Genomic DNA, 16,972 nt, shown 5'->3' with positions numbered 1-16,972 from the left:
CACGCTATCCGACGCGACAGGGGATCCGGGTGACCTCCGGGAGGCGTCGCACGGACGGCATGTGGACGACGTCCACATGCCTTTGTGGGCTGCTCGCAAGTAGACGCTGTCCACATCACCGTCCACGCCAGGGAGGAGACGCCTCACATGTCAGCACCGGACACCGGACCACCCCCAGCCGGGAGCACCGCGCAAACGCAGCACCTACCGGCACGGCAACCTCCGCAACGCCCTCCTCGACGCGGCCCTGGAACTCGCGCGCGAGGGCGGCCGCGACGCCGTGTCGCTCCGCGAGGTGACCCGGCGCGCCGGGGTCTCGCCCAACGCCGCCCACCGGCACTTCGCCGACCGAGGGGGCCCTGGTCCTGGTCCACGCGCTGTCGCGGGCGGCCATGGCGCGGGTGGCCCTCGCGATGGAGGCCGAGCTCGACGGCCTGCCGGCCGCCGAGGACCCCGTCGCCCGCGCCCGGGCCCGCTTCCGCGCAGTGGGCAGGGGTCGTCCGCTTCGCCGTCGCGGAGCCGGGTTGGTTCCGTACGGCCTTCCGCGTCCCCGCCGACATGTCCTACGCCACCGACGCCACGGCCGCCGGGGCGGGCGGGGCGGGCGGGCTCACCCCGTTCGAGCTGTTCGGAGCCACGCTGGACGCCCTCGTGGAGACGGGCGCCCTGCCGGCCGAACGCCGACCCGGAGCGGAGTTCCTCGCCTGGTCGGCGGTCCACGGGCCGGCGGTCCTGGTCATCGACGGACCGCTGCGCGGTGTGACGCCGGAGCAGGCGCACGACGCCGGCCAGGACGTGATCGCCATGATCGAACGGGGGATCTGAGTCCCGTCCGGGCTCAGGCGCGGTGGTCCAGCGGGTTCGCCGCGATCCGCGCCGCCGCGCCGCCCGCGACGTAGGCCGCCGCCGCGCAGTCGGGCTTGCGCACCGCCTGGTCCTCGACGAGCGTCAGGAACGCCTTGCCGAAGCCGAGCCGCGGGTACTCCGCGAGGAGGTCGGCGAGGAACGACTCGGGGAATTCGGCCACCCGCAGCCCCGAGACGTCCGCGCTCGTCCCGACCTGGAGGAGGTGGCTCTCCACGTCCCGGGCGGCCGTGACGTCGTCCCGCATGTGCAGGACGATCACTTCCTCCGCCCGCGCCCGCCGGGCGGCGGGCCAGCCCAACCCCGCCGTCAGGACGCGCGCGACATGGCCGCCCGCCTCCTCGAACGGCAGCGTGTGGCTGTCGAACGGGGCGGTCAGACCCAGGTCGTGCAGCAGCGCGCCGACGTAGAAGAGCTCGGCGTCGTAGGTCAGGTCGTGCTGCCGCGCGTACCACGCCCCGAAGGCGTACGAGCGGATCGAATGGTTCAGCAGGGTCGCGTCCGCGTACTCGGACGCGACCTCCAGCGCGGCGCGCCCGGCATCGGTGTCAAAGGTCCATGTCATGAGGCGCAGCGTAGGGCCTCGGCATCGAACTCTCGTACTACTTCCGGGTGAAGTCCACTACCGCCGGCCCCTCCTCCCCCGGCCAGGACAGCAGCCGCGTCACCGCGGGCGGGCTCTCGGCGAGGACGCCGCCGCGCGCGACGACGTACCGGGGGCGGACCTGGCGGCGGATCGCCTCCTGCGGTGACTCGGCCGGGAGCAGCAGGAACGAGGCCGGTGCGCCCGGCGCGATGCCGTACTCCGTCCCGGACAGGCCGAGCACCCGCGCCGCGCGGTCCGTCACCATCGAGAACGCCACCGGGATCTCGTCGGCGCCCGTCAACTGGGCCGCGTACAGGCCCACCAGGGCGGTCTGAAGCGGGTTGGCGGTCCCGAGGGCGTTCCACGGGTCCATCACGTCGTCGTGGCCGAAGGCCACGTTCACGCCCGCCGCGAGCATCTCCTTGACCTGGGTGAGGCCGCGCCGCTTGGGGTAGCCGTCGAAGCGGCCCTGGAGGTTGAGGTTGGCGAACGGGTTCGCGACGAGGTTGATCCCGGAACGCGACAGCAGCCGTTGCAGTTTGAAGCTGTACCCGCCGCCGTAGGAACCCATCGCCGTCGTGTGGGAGGCCGTCGCGCGCTCCCGCAGCCCCGAGCGCAGCGCGAGCGTGGCCAGTACCTCCACGAAGCGGGACTGCTCGTCGTCGATCTCGTCGCAGTGCGCGTCGACGCGCAGCCCGTGCTCCTCGGCCAGTGCGAAGGCGGTCGCCAGCGAGGCGATCCCGTCCTCACGGGTGTCCTCGAAGTGCGGGATCGCGCCGACCACGTCCGCGCCGCGCCGGACCGCCTCGCGCAGCAGCGCCTCGCCGTCCGGGAACGAGACGATGCCCTCCTGCGGGAAAGCCACGATCTGGAGCGTCATCACGTCCCGCACCCGGTCACGGACCTCCAGCAGCGCGTCCAGCGCGGTCAGCGTCGGATCGGTGACGTCGCAGTGGGTGCGCACGTGCAGCACCCCCTGCGCCACCTGCCAGCGCAGCACCTCCGTGGCGCGGGCGATCACGTCCTCGCGGGTCAGGGTCTTCTTGCGCTCGCTCCAACAGGCGATGCCCTCCCAGAGGGTGCCGGACGCGTTGGGACGCGGCTCACCGGCGGTCAGGGCGGTGTCCAGGTGGATGTGCGGCTCGACGAAGGGGGGCGTGAGCAGCGCGCCGTGCGCCTCGATCAGCACACCGGTCGCCGGTGGTTCCTTCTGATCGTCGTACGGGAGGACCCGTGCGATCCGTCCGTCCTCGGACACCTCCACGTCGGACAGGCCGTGTGCGTTCAGCAGCCGGGCGCCCCGGACGATCATCCGCATGAGGCCAGCGTAGGGGCGGTCCGCGTACGCCGGCCACGATGCGCCCGTTCGGCGTACTCGGCGTCCCGGCGCCCGGTACGGCAAGGTGGGGCCATGACCAGCGACACCGATGTGACCTGCGCACCGTCCCCCGAGATGCCCGATTGGGAGAAGCGTTTCCGGGCCCCGCGCGTCGGGCTCCCCGAATGGGCCGAGGACGCCCCGGACCGCTCGCTCTTCGTCTCCAACGCGACGGGGACCTACGAGCTGTACGCGTGGGATCGCGCCACCGGCGCCCGGCGACAGGCCACGGACCGCCCCAACGGCACCACCGACGGCACCCTCTCCCCCGACGGCGAGTGGATCTGGTGGTTCTCCGACACCGACGGCGACGAGTTCGGCACCTGGGTGCGCCAGCCCTTCGCCGGCGGGCCCGACGAACCGGCCACCCCCGGGCTCAAGCCCTCGTACCCGGCCGGACTGGCCATCGGCCGGGACGGCACGGCCGTCGTGGGCCGCTCCACCGACGAGGAGGGCACCACGCTCCACGTCGTGCGGCCCGGCGGGGGCGAGCCGACCCTGATCTACCGGCACCGCGAGTCGGCGGGCGTCGGCGACCTGTCCCGGGACGGCACCCTGATCGCGATCGAGCACACCGAGCACGGCGACGCGATGCACTCGTCGGTGCGGGTGGTCACCCTCGACGGCGCCACCGTCGCCGAGCTGGACGACTCCCAGGGCGGCAGCAAGGAGCTGGGCCTCGGCGTGCTCGGCTTCGCACCGGTCGCGGGCGACAACCGGCTGCTCGTCGCGCACCAGCGGCGCGGCCGCTGGGAGCCGATGGTGTGGGACGTGGCGACCGGCACCGAGGAGGAGTTGGCGATCGACCTGCCGGGCGACGTGGGCGCCGAGTGGTACCCGGACGGGTCCGCGCTGCTGATCCACCACGGGTTCGAGGCACGCAGCGAGCTGTGGCGCTACGACCTGGCGGCACGGGAACTCGTCCGCGTGGACACCCCGCCGGGATCGGTCTCGGGGGCGACGGCCCGGCCGGACGGGACGGTGGAGTACCAGTGGTCCTCGGCCGCCGAGCCGTCGACGATCCGGTCCACCGCGGGCGGGATCGTGCTCGACCCGCCCGGTTTCCGGCCGCCGGGCTCGGTCCCGGTGGAGGACGTGTGGGTGGAGGGCCCGGGCGGGCGCGTCCACGCGCTGGCGCAGCGGCCCGTCGGCCACGGCGACGGGCCCTTCCCGACGGTCTTCGAGATCCACGGCGGCCCCACCTGGCACGACAGCGACGCCTTCGCCGCCACCCCGGCGGCCTGGCTCGACCACGGCTTCGCGGTCGTCCGCGTCAACTACCGCGGCTCGACGGGGTACGGGCGGGAGTGGACCGACGCGCTCAAGCACCGCGTCGGGCTGATCGAGCTGGAGGACATCGCGGCGGTCCGCGAGTGGGCCGTCGCCTCCGGCCTCGCCGACCCGGCTCGGCTCGTGCTGTCGGGCGGCTCGTGGGGCGGGTACCTGACGCTGCTGGGCCTGGGCACGCAGCCGGACGCCTGGGCGGTGGGCCTGGCCGCCGTACCGGTGGCGGACTACGTGACGGCCTACCACGACGAGATGGAGGCCCTGAAGTCCCTGGACCGCACCCTCTTCGGCGGCACGCCCGAGGAGGTCCCCGAGCGGTTCGAGGCGTCCTCGCCGCTGACCTACGTGGACGCGGTGAAGGCGCCCGTCCACATCGCGGCGGGCGTGAACGACCCGCGCTGCCCGATCCGGCAGATCGACAACTACGTGGAGCGGCTCGCGGCGCGCGGGGCGGTGCACGAGGTGTACCGGTACGACGCCGGGCACGGCTCGCTCGTGGTGGAGGAGCGGATCAAGCAGGTCCGGATGGATCTGGAGTTCGCCCTCAAGCACCTTCCCGCCTGACCCGACACCGGTGATCCGGTGCACCCCCCGTACGGTGGTGGGGTGCACCGGTTTCTCCTGACCCCGCGTTGGTGGGGGATCAACGTCTTCGTCGCGCTCGCCATCCCCTTCTGCCTGTTCATGGGCACCTGGCAGCTCGGGCGCTTCGAGGACCGCGTCGGCGACCACCGGGAGGCCACCGACCGGCGGCCCGACGAGCAGGCCGCCGCGCCGCTGGACTCGCTGCTCCCGGTGGACAAGAAGACCTCCGGACGGCTGGCTTCCGCGGCCGGGGTGTACGGGGAACAGCTGCTGGTCCCCGAGCGCGATCTCGAGGGCAGGAACGGCTTCTACGTCCTGAACCTCCTCAAGACCGACTCCGGCAAAGCCCTCCCGGTGGTCCGGGGCTGGCTGCCGGGCGACGCGGACGCGGCGAAGGCGCCGGCCGCGCCGGGCGGTCGGGTGGAGGTCACCGGGGCGCTCCAGGCGTCCGAGAACTCGGGGACGAAGGGCGTCCACGCGCAGGGCGGCCTGCCGGCCGGGCAGCTCGGGGTGATCGGCGCGGCGACGCTGGTGAACCTGGTGCCGGAGCCGCTGTACGACGCCTGGCTGACCGTGCGGACCCCGTCGGACGGGATGCTCGCGGTGCCCGCGAAGGCACCGGACAACACCGGGCTCGACCTGAAGGCGTTCCAGAACCTCGGCTACACCGGCGAGTGGTTCGTCTTCGCCGCCTTCGTGCTGTTCATGTGGTTCCGCTTCTACCGGCGCGAGGTGGAGACCCTGCGGGACGCGCAGGCCGGCCTGGTTCCGGAGCGGCCCCGGCCGGCAGCTACGGCTTCGACGGCGTCGTCAGGGGAATGACGCCCGTCCGGTAGACAGTTCCGCCGCAGGCCGCCGGGATCGTGGCCTCCGTCGTGGGGGCGCCAGCCGCCGGGGTGTGGGACACCTCCACCCCCGTCGGTGCCGGATCGGGGCCCGCGCCCAGCGGGTCGGAGGCCGGGGCGCCCGCGCCCGCGGTACCGGCCGCGGCGCCGTCGTTCCCGGAGGGCTTCGCCGACGGGTCGGCGGTCCCCGCCGGGCAGGAACGTTCCGAGGGCACCCAGGCGAACCGGACCTCGTACGCCGCGTTCGGCTGGAGCACGACCACCGGGGACTCCGCGGACGGGTCGGGCAGCAGCGCGCTCGCCGGGTCGCCCGCGGTGTGGCCGACCACGGCCACCGCCGGGCTCCGCCCGGGCGGCCGGGGGGTGGTCGCGGGGGCGGCGGTCACCGTGTCCGGGCCGGAGGCCAGACAGCCCCGGTCCGAGACGTTGGTGACCTTGAAGCTGCCGTACACCGTGCCATCGGCCTCGGGCGCGCGGGCACCGCCCCGCACGCCGAGCTGCGCGGCGGTGCACTCGGGAACGCCCGGCACCGCGCCGATCGGGGGCAACTGGGAGCTGCGGTTCTCGTGGCCGGTGGTACCGGAGGAGGCGCCGGCGGTCGGGCCCGCGCCCGCGCCGTCCGTGGGGGAGCCGCTCCGGTGCGGGGCGGGACTGCCGTCGGTGTCGCCCGCCCCCGGACCGCCGGTGGGGGCCTTGGAGAAGGCGTGCGTCCCCGAGCCGTTCTGGTGCGGGTCCGAGGAGCCGCCCGTCTTGCCGCCCTGCGCCTGCCCGTGCCCGGCCATGGCCGGGTGTCCGGCGGCGCCGCTGCCCGCGGCACCGGTCATGCGCAGGGCCGTCGGGATGGCGGCCCCGGCCAGCAGGACGGCCGCGGCCGCGCCGACGAGGGCGCGACGCTTGCGGGCGCGGCGGGCGGGGACCGCGTGGCGCAGCCGCTCCAGCGCGTGCTCGGAGGGCTCCAGGTCCCCTACGGCGCCGCTCAGCAGGGCGCGCAGCTGCCGCTCCGCCACGGCGTCGGGGCCGGCCGGGCGGGTGGTGTGGTCGTCGGTCATGACTGCGCAGCCTCCATCGCCACCCGCAGCGCGGCAATGCCCCGCGAACCGTACGCCTTCACCGAGCCGAGCGATACGCCGAGCGTCTCGGCGACCTGGGCCTCGGTCATGTCCGCGAAGTACCGCAGTACCAGTACCTCGCGCTGCCGTCGCTGGAGTCCCCGCATCGCCTTGATCAGGTCGTCGCGCTCCAACCGGTCGTACGCGCCCTCCTCCGCGCTCGCCATGTCCGGCATGGGCTTGGAGAGCAGTTTCAGGCCGAGGATGCGGCGGCGCAGCGCGGAGCGCGACAGGTTGACGACGGTCTGGCGGAGGTACGCCAGCGTCTTGTCGCGGTCCCGGACCCGGTTGCGGGCCGAGTGGACGCGTATGAACGCCTCCTGGACCACGTCCTCGCAGGAGGCGGTGTCGTCGAGGAGCAGCGCGGCCAGCCCGAGGAGGGAGCGGTAGTGGGCCTGGTAGGTCTCGGTGAGGTGGTCGACCGTGGTGCCCGCGACGACGGCCTTCTCGGCGGACGACTCGGCGGTCCCTCCCGCGGGCCGCACGGTCGCGCTCCCGGCGGATTCCGCGCTCTCGCGGGGCGCGGGCACCCGACCGCCCCGGCTAGGCAGCGCCGCCGCCGGTACGCCGGTCGGCGACACGGGAAGGATCATCGGGAACCCGCCGGGCGCGGGGGAACGCCGTCGCGCGGGAGCGGTGCGCGCCGGAGCGACGGTGAAGTCGAGCAATGCCTCTGCCACGCCCGTTGGACACGCGTGACCCCCCAGGGGTTGTACGCGCGGGGCGCGGTGGTCGGCCAATTCCCCGTTGCCCTCATGCGCACCCGATCTTCCCGTTCGCCCCGTTTGTCCAGGCGGCAGTCGGGCCGGCCATCACCTTGATCAAGGGATCGTCACCGATCCTACAAAGCGATTTACGCGAATTCACCCGCGATCAGTTCCGAGATCTGCGTCGCGTTCAACGCCGCGCCCTTGCGCAGGTTGTCGGCGCAGACGAAGAACTCCAGGGAACGGTTGTCGTCGAGCGACGCCCGCACCCGGCCCACCCAGGCCGGATCGGTCCCGGCCGCGTCCACCGGCGTCGGGAACTCCCCCGCCGCCGGGTCGTCCACGAGGACCACCCCGGGCGCCGTCTCCAGCGTCTTGCGGGCCTGCCCGGCGTCCACTTCCCGCTCGAACCGGGCCCGTACGGTCAGCGAATGACCCTCCAGCACGGGAACCTGTACGCAGGTCACCGCGATCGGCAGCTCCGGCAGGTCCAGGATGCGCCGGGTCTGCGACCGCACGGCCAGCTCGTGCGAGGACCAGCCGCCCTCGCACAACTCACCCGACCAGGGCACCACGTTCAGCGCGAGCGGCGCCGCGAAGGGCCCGGTGTCGTCACCCACGACCCGCCGCACGTCCCCGGGTTGCTCCCCCAGCGAGGTCCCGGCGACCAGCGAGAGCTGGCGGCGCAGGGCCTCCGTACCGGCCCGGCCGGCGGCGCTCGCGGCCTGGTACGAGGAGACGGCCAGGTCGACCAGCCCGTAGTCGGCGTGCAGCGCGCCCACCGCGGCGATCATGGTGGCGGTCACACAGTCGGGCCCCGCGACGATGCCGCGCGGCCTGACCCGTACGGCGTGCCCGTTCACCTCGGGCACCACCACCGGCACCTCGGGGTCGTCGCGGAAGGCCGCCGACTGGTCCACGGCTACGGCTCCGCGCGCCGTCACGGCGGGAGCCCACTGCGCGGACACCTCGGCAGGCGTCAGGAACAGCACGACATCGCCCGTCCCGATGCCGTCGAAGGCGTCCTCGTTGAGGGCGAGCACCTCGGTCTCCCGCCCGCGCACGGCCAGCACACGGCCGGCGGAGCGCGGCGAGGCGATCAGGCGGATTTCGCCCCAGACGTCGGCGCGCTGGGACAGTATCCGCAGGACGACGGAGCCGACCGCTCCGGTCGCCCCGACCACGGCGAGTGCCGGGGCCTGGGCCGACCGGGTGCCGGTCATCGTCCGGTGCCTCCGTAGACGACGGCCTCGTCGCTGTCTGAGTCGAGGCCGAAGGCCGTGTGCACGGCGCGGACGGCCTCGTTGACGTCGTCCTGGCGGGTCACGACCGAGATGCGGATCTCGGAGGTCGAGATCAGCTCGATGTTGACGCCCGCGTCGGACAGCGCCTGGAAGAACGAGGCGGTGACGCCGGGGTTCGTCTTCATGCCCGCGCCGACCAGGGAGATCTTGCCGATCTGGTCGTCGTAGCGCAGGGAGTCGAAGCCGATCGCGCCCTTCGCCTTCTCCAGGGCGTCGATGGCCTTGTGGCCCTCGGTCTTGGGGAGGGTGAAGGAGATGTCGGTGAGCCCGGTCGAGGCGGCCGACACGTTCTGCACGATCATGTCGATGTTGATCTCGGCGTCCGCGATCGCGCGGAAGATCGCCGCGGCCTCGCCCGGCTTGTCCGGGACGCCCACGACCGTGATCTTGGCTTCGGAGACGTCGTGCGCGACTCCGGAGATGATGGCGTGCTCCACCGGCTCGTCCCCTTGCGGATTCTCGTTGCTGACCCAGGTGCCCGGCAGTCCCGAGAAGGACGAGCGGACGTGGATCGGGATGTTGTAGCGGCGCGCGTACTCGACGCAGCGGTGCAGCAGCACCTTGGAGCCGGAGGCCGCCAGCTCCAGCATGTCCTCGGAGGAGATCCAGTCGATCTTCCGGGCCTTCTTCACGACACGGGGGTCCGCGGTGAAGACGCCGTCGACATCGGTGTAGATCTCGCAGACCTCGGCGTCCAGCGCCGCGGCCAGCGCGACGGCGGTGGTGTCCGAACCGCCGCGGCCCAGCGTGGTGATGTCCTTGCTGTCGGCCGACACACCCTGGAAGCCGGCGACGATGGCGATGTTGCCCTCGTCCAGCGCGGTGCGGATACGGCCCGGCGTGACATCGATGATGCGCGCTTTGTTGTGGACCGAGTCGGTGATGACACCTGCCTGGCTGCCGGTGAACGACTGGGCCTCGTGGCCCAGGTTTTTGATCGCCATGGCCAGCAGGGCCATGGAGATCCGCTCTCCCGCCGTCAGCAGCATGTCGAACTCACGACCGGCAGGCATCGGGGATACCTGCTCGGCGAGATCGATCAGCTCATCCGTCGTGTCGCCCATCGCGGATACCACGACGACCACCTGGTGGCCGTTCTTCTTGGCATCCACGATCCGCTTGGCGACACGCTTGATGCCCTCGGCATCGGCTACGGAGGAGCCTCCGTACTTCTGCACGACAAGGCCCACGTGCGCTCCTCGCTCAATCCATTACTGCGGTCAGTCACGCAGTCTAACGAGCGACCGGAATCCGACCGCCACGTACCACATCATGAGACTCGCCCGGAAGCGGCCGGCCCGGTGGCCAGGGGCTGTCCGACCGTGATCCGTCGGGCACCCCTAAGCGCGCCCGATGCCGCCCAGTTCCTGCGCCATGACCTCGCCGGCCTGCTCCGCGAGGTCCTCCTCGGCGAGGTCCTCGTCCGTGTCCAGGCCGTCGAGGGCGTCCAGCGGCTGGTCGAGGCGCACGTGGGCGACGAGCGACTGGAGCGCGCGCAGGGTGGCCGAGGCCGTCGAGCCCCAGTTGGAGAAGTAGGAGAACTGCCACCACCACAGCGCCTCGGCGGTCCGGCCGGCACGGTAGTGCGCGAGCCCGTGCCGCAGGTCGGCCACGACGTCGGCGAGGTCGTCGGAGATCCGGTGCGCGACCGGCGTCTTGCGCGGCTCGTAGGGGTCGAAGACCTCCGAGTACACGTCGACCGGGTCGAGCATGTACGCGAACCGCTCGCGCAACTCGTCCACGTCCGGCTCGGGGCCCAGGTCGGGCTCGTACCGCTCGTCCGGCAGGACGTCCTGGTACGCGCCCAGCCGGCCGCCCGCCAGCAGCAGCTGCGAGACCTCCAGCAGGAGGAAGGGCACCGCGCTGTCCGGGTCCTCGCCCTTGGCCACCTCGGTGACCGCGACGATGAAGGAGTCGATCTGGTCCGCGATCTGGACGGCGAAGTCGTCCGGATCCTGGCCCAGAGCGTGCAGCGTTGCGTCAGACATCGAGAAGTCGCCTTCCTTCAAAGGCCCGCCCGAGCGTGACCTCGTCCGCGTACTCCAGATCTCCCCCGACGGGGAGTCCGCTGGCCAGGCGGGTGACCTTCAGGCCCATCGGCTTGATCATGCGGGCGAGGTAGGTGGCGGTCGCCTCGCCCTCCAGGTTCGGGTCGGTGGCGAGGATCAGCTCGGTGACCGTGCCGTCCGCGAGGCGCGCCAGCAGCTCGCGGATGCGCAGGTCGTCCGGGCCGACGCCCTCGATCGGGCTGATCGCGCCGCCGAGGACGTGGTACTTCCCCCGGAACTCGCGCGTCCGCTCGATCGCGACCACGTCCTTGGGCTCCTCCACGACGCAGATGACCGACGGGTCGCGGCGCGGATCACGGCAGATCGCGCACCGCTCCTCCTGCGCCACGTTCCCGCACACCGCGCAGAACCGGACCTTGTCCTTCACTTCGAGCAGCGCGTGCGCCAGGCGGCGGACGTCGGTGGGCTCGGCCTGGAGGATGTGGAAGGCGATCCGCTGCGCGCTCTTGGGACCGACGCCGGGCAGCCTGCCCAGTTCGTCGATGAGGTCCTGGACCACGCCTTCGTACAACGGACTGCCTTCTTTCGATGTCTGCGTTTACAGGGGCTGGGGGGCGTCAGAACGGAAGGCCGGGGATGCCACCGCCGCCGAACCCCTGGGCCAAGGGGCCCAGCTTCTCCTGCTGGAGCGCCTGCGCGTTCTCGTTGGCCGCCTGGACCGCGGCCACCACCAGGTCCGCGAGGGTCTCGGTGTCCTCGGGGTCCACCGCCTTCGGGTCGATGACGAGGGCGCGCAGCTCACCGGACCCGGTGACCGTCGCCCTCACCAGGCCGCCGCCTGCCTGGCCCTCCACCTCGGCCTGCGCCAGTGCCTCCTGGGCCGCGGCGAGATCCTGCTGCATCTTCTGGGCCTGCTGGAGCAGCTTCTGCATGTCGGGCTGGCCACCACCGGGAATCACAGGGCACTCACTCCATAGCTACGGATGCTTCTCAACGCTCGGTCAATCCGAGCCTACGTGCTCCCCGCGCGCAGCGCCCTACGCCGTGAGGACCAACTCTTTCGAGTGAGAGAGCCGGGGTGCGCGCACCTGCTGGAGCCCTCCTTGCGAGCGGAAATCGCGGGATTCGTTGTCCATCGCGCGTCATTCGAAGGTAGGAAGTGCATGCGCACCATTGCGCACACGCGCACCACCACACGTCAGCGCAGGCAGAGGGAGTGCCGGTGAGTCAGCCGGAGATGCAGCCCGAGGGCCCACCCCGGGATCCCGCAGAGGACGGCGACCTGACCGGCCGGCCGTTTCCTCTCGGGGACTGGGGCGAGCCCGCCGAGCGGCTCGACGAGCTCTACCGGCGGGTCGAGGCCGACGCCCTGCGCACCGCCGAGTGGTACCTGGCCGATCGGACCTGGAAGCGGCGCGGCGCGCGCACCCTGCGGGTGGGCGCGGCCCTGGGCGCCGTCGCGGGCGCCTCCATGCCGCTGCTGGAGCTGACGGGCTCCGCGCCGGGGGCGGCCTCGTACGGCTACCTGTGCCTGCTGCTCGGCGCGGCCTGCCTGGCCTGCGACCGGTTCTTCGGCCTGACCTCCGGCTGGATGCGGGACGTGGCCACGGCGCAGGCCGTACAGCGCCGGCTCCAGACCCTCCAGTTCGACTGGGCCTCGGAGAACGTACGGGAGGTCCTGGGCCCGACCGAGGGCACGGCGAGCGAGGCGGCCGAGCGCTGCCTGACCGTCCTGCGCCGCTTCTCGGAGGACATCACGGAGCTCGTGCGCTCCGAGACCGCGGACTGGATGGTCGAGTTCCGGGCCGGACCGGCCCCGCTGGTCATGCAGTCCCTGGGCGCGGCGGCCGGCCGGCCGGAGCCGGGCATCCCACCGGCGCGTTTCGCCCTCCCGCCGGGAACCCGCCCGAACATGCCGCGCCAACGCCCCCCGGAACAGCCCCGCTGAGGCCGGGCCGGGGGGCGCGACCGGCGCGCTCAGCTGAAGATGATCATCGAGCCCTGGCCGAGGCTCCGGGTCGCCGCCGCGTGCAGTCCGAGCCACACGTGCCGTTCCCGGGCGAAGGGACTCTCGTCGTACGGCATCGGTCCCGCGGGCTCCTCCAGGGAGGTCGGCCGGCCCGGCGGCGCGGGCGCGGCCGGCGGATTGCCCGGGTCTATCCCGATGGCGGGCGCCACGAACGCCAGCTCCCGCAGCAGCCCCTGGGCGGAGCCCAGCGGTCCGCCCCCGGCCAGCAGCTCCTCGTCGGCCAGCGGAGCGGGGAAGTCCACGGGCACGTAGGCCCCCGCGTGGTCGTAGTGCCACACGAGGTGCGACTGCTGGGCCGTCGGCTCGAACATCTCCAGCAGTTGCTCGTAGTCACCGCCCAGCTCGTCCACCGGCGTCACCGGAAGTCCGCAGATCTGGAGCAGGTACGCCCGACGCAGGAAGTGCAGGGCGTCGTAGTCGAAACCGGCCACCGGAGCGACGTCGCCGCTGAGGCCCGGCATGTAGGCGAACACCGGGACGGACGGCAGGCCCGCCGCGCCCAGCGCCTTGTCGTACGAGGCGATCTCTTCCGCGAAGGGGTTGTCGGGGCTGTGGCACAGCACGTCGACAAGGGGGACCAGCCACAGGTCACAGGCCACGCGGGCTCCGATCAGTCGTTGCCGCCGATCGGGCCAGCGTAGTGCGCCGAACACGCTCCGCGAAGGGGTCGGCGGACACCGGCCCGCGGCGGGCCGGCGGGGTGGGGTGGGCGGGGTGGGGTGTGCGTGGGGCGTCGGCGGGGTGGGCGTCGCTACAACCCGGCGGCCCAGTCCAGCCCGTGCTGGTTGTAGGCGTGCACGATGCGGCGTACCTCCCGGGCGTCCGACCGCGTCACCGCGTCCACCAGCTCGCCGTGGCCGTCCCACAGGGCCCGCCGCATCTCCGCCGCCGTCGCCTTCTGCAGGTGGGGCACGGAGAAGACCCAGCACTGGACGCGGATGCGGTGCAGGAACTCGGTGATGTAGGTGTTGCCGACCAGCCCGCTCAGCTCCCGCCAGAAACGCAGGTCGTAGCCGATCAGGATGTCGAGTGAACCGCTCCGCGCGGCCCGCCGGGCCTCCTCGGCGCGGCGGCGCACGGAGACCAGCGGCTCGGCGGAGCCGACCGCGGCGCCGCGTTCGACGAGCCGGCGGAAGATCCCGTCGACGACCAGGACCCGGGCCTCGACCATGCCCCGGAAGTCCTCGACGCTGTAGGTACGCACCCGGAACCCTCGGTGCTGCACCGACTCCAGCAGGCCCTGGGCCGAGAGGTCCACCAGCGCCTCGCGCACGGGGGTGGCGGAGACCTCGTACTTCTCGGCGATCTGCTTGACCGTGAACTCGGTGCCGGGAGGCAGGCGCGCCGCGAGCACCTCGTCGCGCAGCGCGTCCGCTATCTGCTGACGAAGTGTGTTGCGGGTGACAGCTCCGCTGCCTGGCATAGGGGTCCGTCTCCTCCGTGGGACTTCGGACACCTTAGACCGGCCGGTCCGGCCGAAACCGATCGGTGGGCAGGCAATAAACGGACATAGCGCCCGAACATCGGACGCCATGTCACGCGTATCGCGGGCGCCTGCCTGTGCGTGTGCGTGTGCGTGCGCGTGCGCGTGCGCGCAAGGTTGCGTGCGCCAGGTCGCGTGCGCCAGGTCAGTCCTGTCGCCTAACCGGCCGTCGTGTGGCGGTCGGCGACCTCGAGCGCCGCGTCCAGCAGGGCCAGACCCTCCTTGGCCTCCGTCGCCGTGACGGTGCAGGGCGGGACCACGTGCGTCCGGTTCATGTTGACGAAGGGCCACAGACCGGCGGCCTTGCAGGCGGCCGTGAACTCGGCCATCGGCGCGTTGGCGGCGCCGGCCGCGTTGTACGGGACGAGCGGCTCGCGCGTCTCCTCGTCCCCTACGAGTTCGACGGCCCAGAAGGCGCCGAGGCCCCGGACCTCCCCGACCGACGGGTGCCGCTCGGCGATCGCGGCGAGCCCGGGGCCGATCACGTCCTCCCCGATGCGGGCGGCGTTTTCGACGATGCCCTCCTCCTCCATCGCGTTGATCGTCGCGACGGCGGCGGCGCAGGCCAGGGGGTGGCCGGAGTACGTCAGGCCGCCGGGGTAGGGGCGGGTGGCGAAGGTCTCGGCGATCGCGCCGGAGATGGCCACGCCGCCGAGCGGCACGTACCCGCTGTTGACGCCCTTGGCGAAGGTGATCAGGTCCGGGGTGACGCCCCAGTGCTCGGCCGCGAACCAGGTGCCGGTGCGGCCGAAGCCGGACATGACCTCGTCCAGGACGAAGACGATGCCGTACCGGTCGCAGAGCTCACGCACGCCCGCGAGGTAGCCGGGCGGCGGGGTCATGATCCCGGCCGTGCCCGGCACGGTCTCCAGGATGATCGCCGCGATGGTCTGCGGTCCCTCGAAGGCGATGGTGTCGGCGAGGTGGGCGAGGGCGCGCTCGCACTCCTCGGCCTCGGTCGTCGCGTGGAAGGGCGAGCGGTAGAGGTAGGGGCCCCAGAAGTGCACGACGCCGGCGGCGGCCGTGTCGGAGGGCCAGCGGCGCGGGTCACCCGTGAGGTTGATCGCGGCGGCGGTGGCGCCGTGATAAGAGCGGTAGGTGGAGAGCACCTTCTGCCGGCCGGTGTGCAGCCGGGCCATGCGGACGGCGTTCTCGACGGCCTCGGCACCACCGTTGGTGAAGAAGATCTTGTCGAGGTCGCCGGGGGTGCGCTCGGCGATGAGGCGTGCGGCCTCGGAGCGGACGTCCACGGCGAAGCCCGGGGCGAGGGTGCAGAGCCGGGCGGCCTGCTCCTGGATCGCGGCGACGACCTTGGGGTGCTGGTGGCCGATGTTGGTGTTGACCAGTTGGGAGGCGAAGTCGAGGTAGCGGTTCCCGTCGTAGTCCCAGAAGTACGACCCCTCGGCGCCGGCGACGGCCAGGGGGTCGATCAGGGCCTGGGCGGACCAGGAGTGGAAGACGTGGGCGCGATCGGCGGCCTTGACCGCCGCGCCGGTGACATGAGGGGTCATGCGGTCACGCTAGAAGTGCGCAGGTAGGGCGGTACATCGGCGGACTGTATGGGGGTGGCCGTCCGACCTCGGCAGTCTGTCGGCGTCGGACCGGGGGATGGACAGTTTCCTGCCAAGATGACAGCCTGTTGTCATATCGCCCGGGTCTCCGGTCCCTTCCGGTCCTTGCGAGGATCCGGTCCCTGCGAGCATCCGACCACAGCGCGGAGCGGCCCAGGAGGGTCGGGCCCGCCCTCACCAGGAGGCGAGCACCATGAGCGACACCTCGCGCGGGACCCCGCGCAAGACGGTCCACCTGGCGGTGTACGACACGTACGCCGACTGGGAGAGCGGCCACACCACCGCGCACCTCGCCCGGCGCGGCCACCGGGTCCTGACGGTCGGCCCCGCCGCCGGGCAGCCCGTCACCACCATGGGCGGCCTCCGGATCCAGCCCGACCTGGCCCTCGCGGACCTGCGCCCCGAGGACTCCTCCCTGCTGATCCTCACGGGCGCCGACCTCTGGGACACGGGGGACGACCTCGCGCCGTTCGCCGCGAAGGCGCGCGAGTTCCTGGCGGCGGGAGTACCCGTCGCGGCGATCTGCGGAGCGACGGCCGGCCTCGCCCGCGAGGGCCTGCTGGACGGTCGCCGGCACACGAGCGCGGCAGCCGCGTACCTGGCGGCGCAGCCCGGTTACGCCGGCGGCCCGCGCTACGTCGAGGCCGACGCGGTCACGGACGGCGACCTGATCACGGCGGGGCCGACCGAGCCGGTGGCGTTCGCCCGCGAGGTCTTCGCCCGGCTGGAGGTGTACCCGTCGGAGGCGCTGGACGCCTGGTACCGGCTGTTCCACGACTCGGACGCCAGCGCGTTCCCGGTCCTGATGGCCGCCATGGCCGACATGGCCGCCATGGAAGCGGAATCCGCCGATGCCTGAGCCGGGGCACGTCGCGCTGTCGGCCGCCCCGGAGCTGTCGGTACGGGGCCGCCAGGACCTGCTGAGCCGCGCCGCCCTCGGCGTCTTCCGGCTGAACGGCCAGTTCCTGGCCGTTTCGGAGGATCTCGCGCGCCCGGCCGGTCTGACGGCGGCGCGCTGGCAGGTGCTGGGCGCGGTGCTCCGCGAACCGCTGCCGGTCGCCGGGATCGCACGGGTCATGGGCATCACCCGCCAGAGCGTCCAGCGCGTCGCCGACCTGCTGGCCGCGAACGGGCTCGCCGAGTACGTGCCGAACCCCGCCCACCGGCGCGCGAAGCTCCTGCGGCCCACGGATGAAGGGCGGGCGGCGATCGCCC

At 72.8% G+C, this 16,972-nt stretch carries 17 protein-coding genes and 1 pseudogene; 6 read left to right on the top strand and 12 right to left on the bottom strand.

Annotated elements, in window-relative coordinates; translation table 11 throughout:
- Positions 1-247 precede the first annotated feature (247 nt).
- Positions 248-760, top strand: a pseudogene (locus ABZ934_RS26455) (TetR-like C-terminal domain-containing protein); the annotation flags it as partial.
- A 78-nt stretch (positions 761-838) separates the two neighbouring features.
- On the opposite strand, the gene ABZ934_RS26450 reads toward ABZ934_RS26455, so the two are convergent.
- Positions 839-1,429, bottom strand: coding sequence for an HD domain-containing protein (locus ABZ934_RS26450; protein ID WP_361317838.1), 591 nt, complete (start codon positions 1,427-1,429; stop codon positions 839-841).
- 37 nt (positions 1,430-1,466) lie between these two features.
- Positions 1,467-2,768: a cytosine deaminase gene (codA, locus tag ABZ934_RS26445; protein WP_361317836.1), complete on the bottom strand. Its 1,302-nt coding sequence runs from the start codon at positions 2,766-2,768 to the stop codon at positions 1,467-1,469.
- Between the two features lie 93 nt (positions 2,769-2,861).
- On the opposite strand from codA, the gene ABZ934_RS26440 reads away from it, so the two are divergent.
- Together ABZ934_RS26440 and ABZ934_RS26435 are read left to right on the top strand one after the other, a co-directional pair.
- Complete coding sequence (locus tag ABZ934_RS26440) at positions 2,862-4,679, top strand: prolyl oligopeptidase family serine peptidase (RefSeq protein WP_361317834.1); 1,818 nt, start codon at positions 2,862-2,864, stop codon at positions 4,677-4,679.
- A gap of 42 nt (positions 4,680-4,721) precedes the next feature.
- Positions 4,722-5,522: an SURF1 family protein gene (locus ABZ934_RS26435; RefSeq protein WP_361317832.1), complete on the top strand. Its 801-nt coding sequence runs from the start codon at positions 4,722-4,724 to the stop codon at positions 5,520-5,522.
- Here the strand turns inward: ABZ934_RS26435 and ABZ934_RS26430 are convergent.
- The 7 genes from ABZ934_RS26430 to ABZ934_RS26400 form a co-directional block, all read right to left on the bottom strand.
- Entirely contained in the window at positions 5,491-6,594 is a 1,104-nt protein-coding gene (locus ABZ934_RS26430; RefSeq protein WP_361317830.1) for a hypothetical protein, read from the bottom strand. The two genes, ABZ934_RS26435 and ABZ934_RS26430, sit on opposite strands and share 32 nt — an antisense overlap.
- Positions 6,591-7,334: a SigE family RNA polymerase sigma factor gene (locus ABZ934_RS26425; RefSeq protein WP_361317828.1), complete on the bottom strand. Its 744-nt coding sequence runs from the start codon at positions 7,332-7,334 to the stop codon at positions 6,591-6,593. The genes ABZ934_RS26430 and ABZ934_RS26425 overlap by 4 nt, the downstream gene beginning before the upstream one ends.
- A gap of 173 nt (positions 7,335-7,507) precedes the next feature.
- Positions 7,508-8,584, bottom strand: a complete 1,077-nt coding sequence (locus tag ABZ934_RS26420) for an aspartate-semialdehyde dehydrogenase (protein WP_361317826.1) — start codon at positions 8,582-8,584, stop codon at positions 7,508-7,510.
- Positions 8,581-9,855 (bottom strand): aspartate kinase, encoded by a 1,275-nt coding sequence (locus tag ABZ934_RS26415; protein WP_361317824.1) that lies wholly within the window; start codon positions 9,853-9,855, stop codon positions 8,581-8,583. The genes ABZ934_RS26420 and ABZ934_RS26415 overlap by 4 nt, the downstream gene beginning before the upstream one ends.
- 150 nt (positions 9,856-10,005) lie before the next feature.
- Positions 10,006-10,653: a DUF5063 domain-containing protein gene (locus tag ABZ934_RS26410; RefSeq protein ID WP_361317822.1), complete on the bottom strand. Its 648-nt coding sequence runs from the start codon at positions 10,651-10,653 to the stop codon at positions 10,006-10,008.
- Positions 10,646-11,245 (bottom strand): recombination mediator RecR, encoded by a 600-nt coding sequence (gene recR, locus ABZ934_RS26405; RefSeq protein WP_361317820.1) that lies wholly within the window; start codon positions 11,243-11,245, stop codon positions 10,646-10,648. Before recR ends, ABZ934_RS26410 begins: the two co-directional genes overlap by 8 nt.
- Positions 11,246-11,291: 46 nt before the next feature.
- Positions 11,292-11,633 carry a YbaB/EbfC family nucleoid-associated protein gene (locus ABZ934_RS26400; protein ID WP_361317818.1) on the bottom strand — a complete coding sequence of 114 codons (342 nt, stop codon included), beginning with the start codon at positions 11,631-11,633 and terminating at the stop codon, positions 11,292-11,294.
- Between the two features lie 263 nt (positions 11,634-11,896).
- Between ABZ934_RS26400 and ABZ934_RS26395 the strand changes: the two genes are divergently transcribed.
- Positions 11,897-12,622: an SLATT domain-containing protein gene (locus ABZ934_RS26395; protein ID WP_361317816.1), complete on the top strand. Its 726-nt coding sequence runs from the start codon at positions 11,897-11,899 to the stop codon at positions 12,620-12,622.
- A 29-nt stretch (positions 12,623-12,651) separates the two neighbouring features.
- Here ABZ934_RS26395 and ABZ934_RS26390 read toward each other — a convergent pair whose 3' ends face one another.
- The 3 genes from ABZ934_RS26390 to ABZ934_RS26380 all read right to left on the bottom strand — a co-directional run bounded on the left by ABZ934_RS26390 (position 12,652) and on the right by ABZ934_RS26380 (position 15,697).
- Positions 12,652-13,302, bottom strand: coding sequence for a hypothetical protein (locus ABZ934_RS26390; protein ID WP_361317814.1), 651 nt, complete (start codon positions 13,300-13,302; stop codon positions 12,652-12,654).
- Positions 13,303-13,454: 152 nt separating this feature from the next.
- Positions 13,455-14,126, bottom strand: a complete 672-nt coding sequence (locus tag ABZ934_RS26385; protein ID WP_361317812.1) for a GntR family transcriptional regulator — start codon at positions 14,124-14,126, stop codon at positions 13,455-13,457.
- A gap of 218 nt (positions 14,127-14,344) precedes the next feature.
- Positions 14,345-15,697 (bottom strand): aspartate aminotransferase family protein, encoded by a 1,353-nt coding sequence (locus ABZ934_RS26380; RefSeq protein WP_361317810.1) that lies wholly within the window; start codon positions 15,695-15,697, stop codon positions 14,345-14,347.
- A gap of 253 nt (positions 15,698-15,950) precedes the next feature.
- Between ABZ934_RS26380 and ABZ934_RS26375 the strand changes: the two genes are divergently transcribed.
- On the top strand, positions 15,951-16,616 hold the full coding sequence (locus ABZ934_RS26375; RefSeq protein ID WP_361317808.1) for a DJ-1/PfpI family protein: 666 nt from the start codon (positions 15,951-15,953) through the stop codon (positions 16,614-16,616).
- Positions 16,609-16,972, top strand: a 364-nt coding sequence (locus ABZ934_RS26370; protein WP_361317805.1) for a MarR family transcriptional regulator, incomplete at its 3' end; no start/stop codon positions are given. The genes ABZ934_RS26375 and ABZ934_RS26370, both read left to right, overlap by 8 nt.

This window comes from Streptomyces sp. NPDC046557 (assembly GCF_040645975.1).
Classification (GTDB): domain Bacteria; phylum Actinomycetota; class Actinomycetes; order Streptomycetales; family Streptomycetaceae; genus Streptomyces.
Note: the sequence above shows the minus strand (reverse complement) of the source record. Positions and strands in the feature narration are given on the sequence as shown.

What these genes read in the sequence shown, in the direction of transcription:
- ABZ934_RS26450 (WP_361317838.1), bottom strand. Translation starts at nt 1,429, where the DNA reads ATGACATGGACCTTTGACACCGATGCCGGGCGCGCCGCGCTGGAGGTC.
- codA (WP_361317836.1), bottom strand. Translation starts at nt 2,768, where the DNA reads ATGCGGATGATCGTCCGGGGCGCCCGGCTGCTGAACGCACACGGCCTG.
- ABZ934_RS26440 (WP_361317834.1), top strand. Translation starts at nt 2,862, where the DNA reads ATGACCAGCGACACCGATGTGACCTGCGCACCGTCCCCCGAGATGCCC.
- ABZ934_RS26430 (WP_361317830.1), bottom strand. Translation starts at nt 6,594, where the DNA reads ATGACCGACGACCACACCACCCGCCCGGCCGGCCCCGACGCCGTGGCG.
- ABZ934_RS26420 (WP_361317826.1), bottom strand. Translation starts at nt 8,584, where the DNA reads ATGACCGGCACCCGGTCGGCCCAGGCCCCGGCACTCGCCGTGGTCGGG.
- ABZ934_RS26410 (WP_361317822.1), bottom strand. Translation starts at nt 10,653, where the DNA reads ATGTCTGACGCAACGCTGCACGCTCTGGGCCAGGATCCGGACGACTTC.
- ABZ934_RS26385 (WP_361317812.1), bottom strand. Translation starts at nt 14,126, where the DNA reads ATGCCAGGCAGCGGAGCTGTCACCCGCAACACACTTCGTCAGCAGATA.
- ABZ934_RS26380 (WP_361317810.1), bottom strand. Translation starts at nt 15,697, where the DNA reads ATGACCCCTCATGTCACCGGCGCGGCGGTCAAGGCCGCCGATCGCGCC.
- ABZ934_RS26375 (WP_361317808.1), top strand. Translation starts at nt 15,951, where the DNA reads ATGAGCGACACCTCGCGCGGGACCCCGCGCAAGACGGTCCACCTGGCG.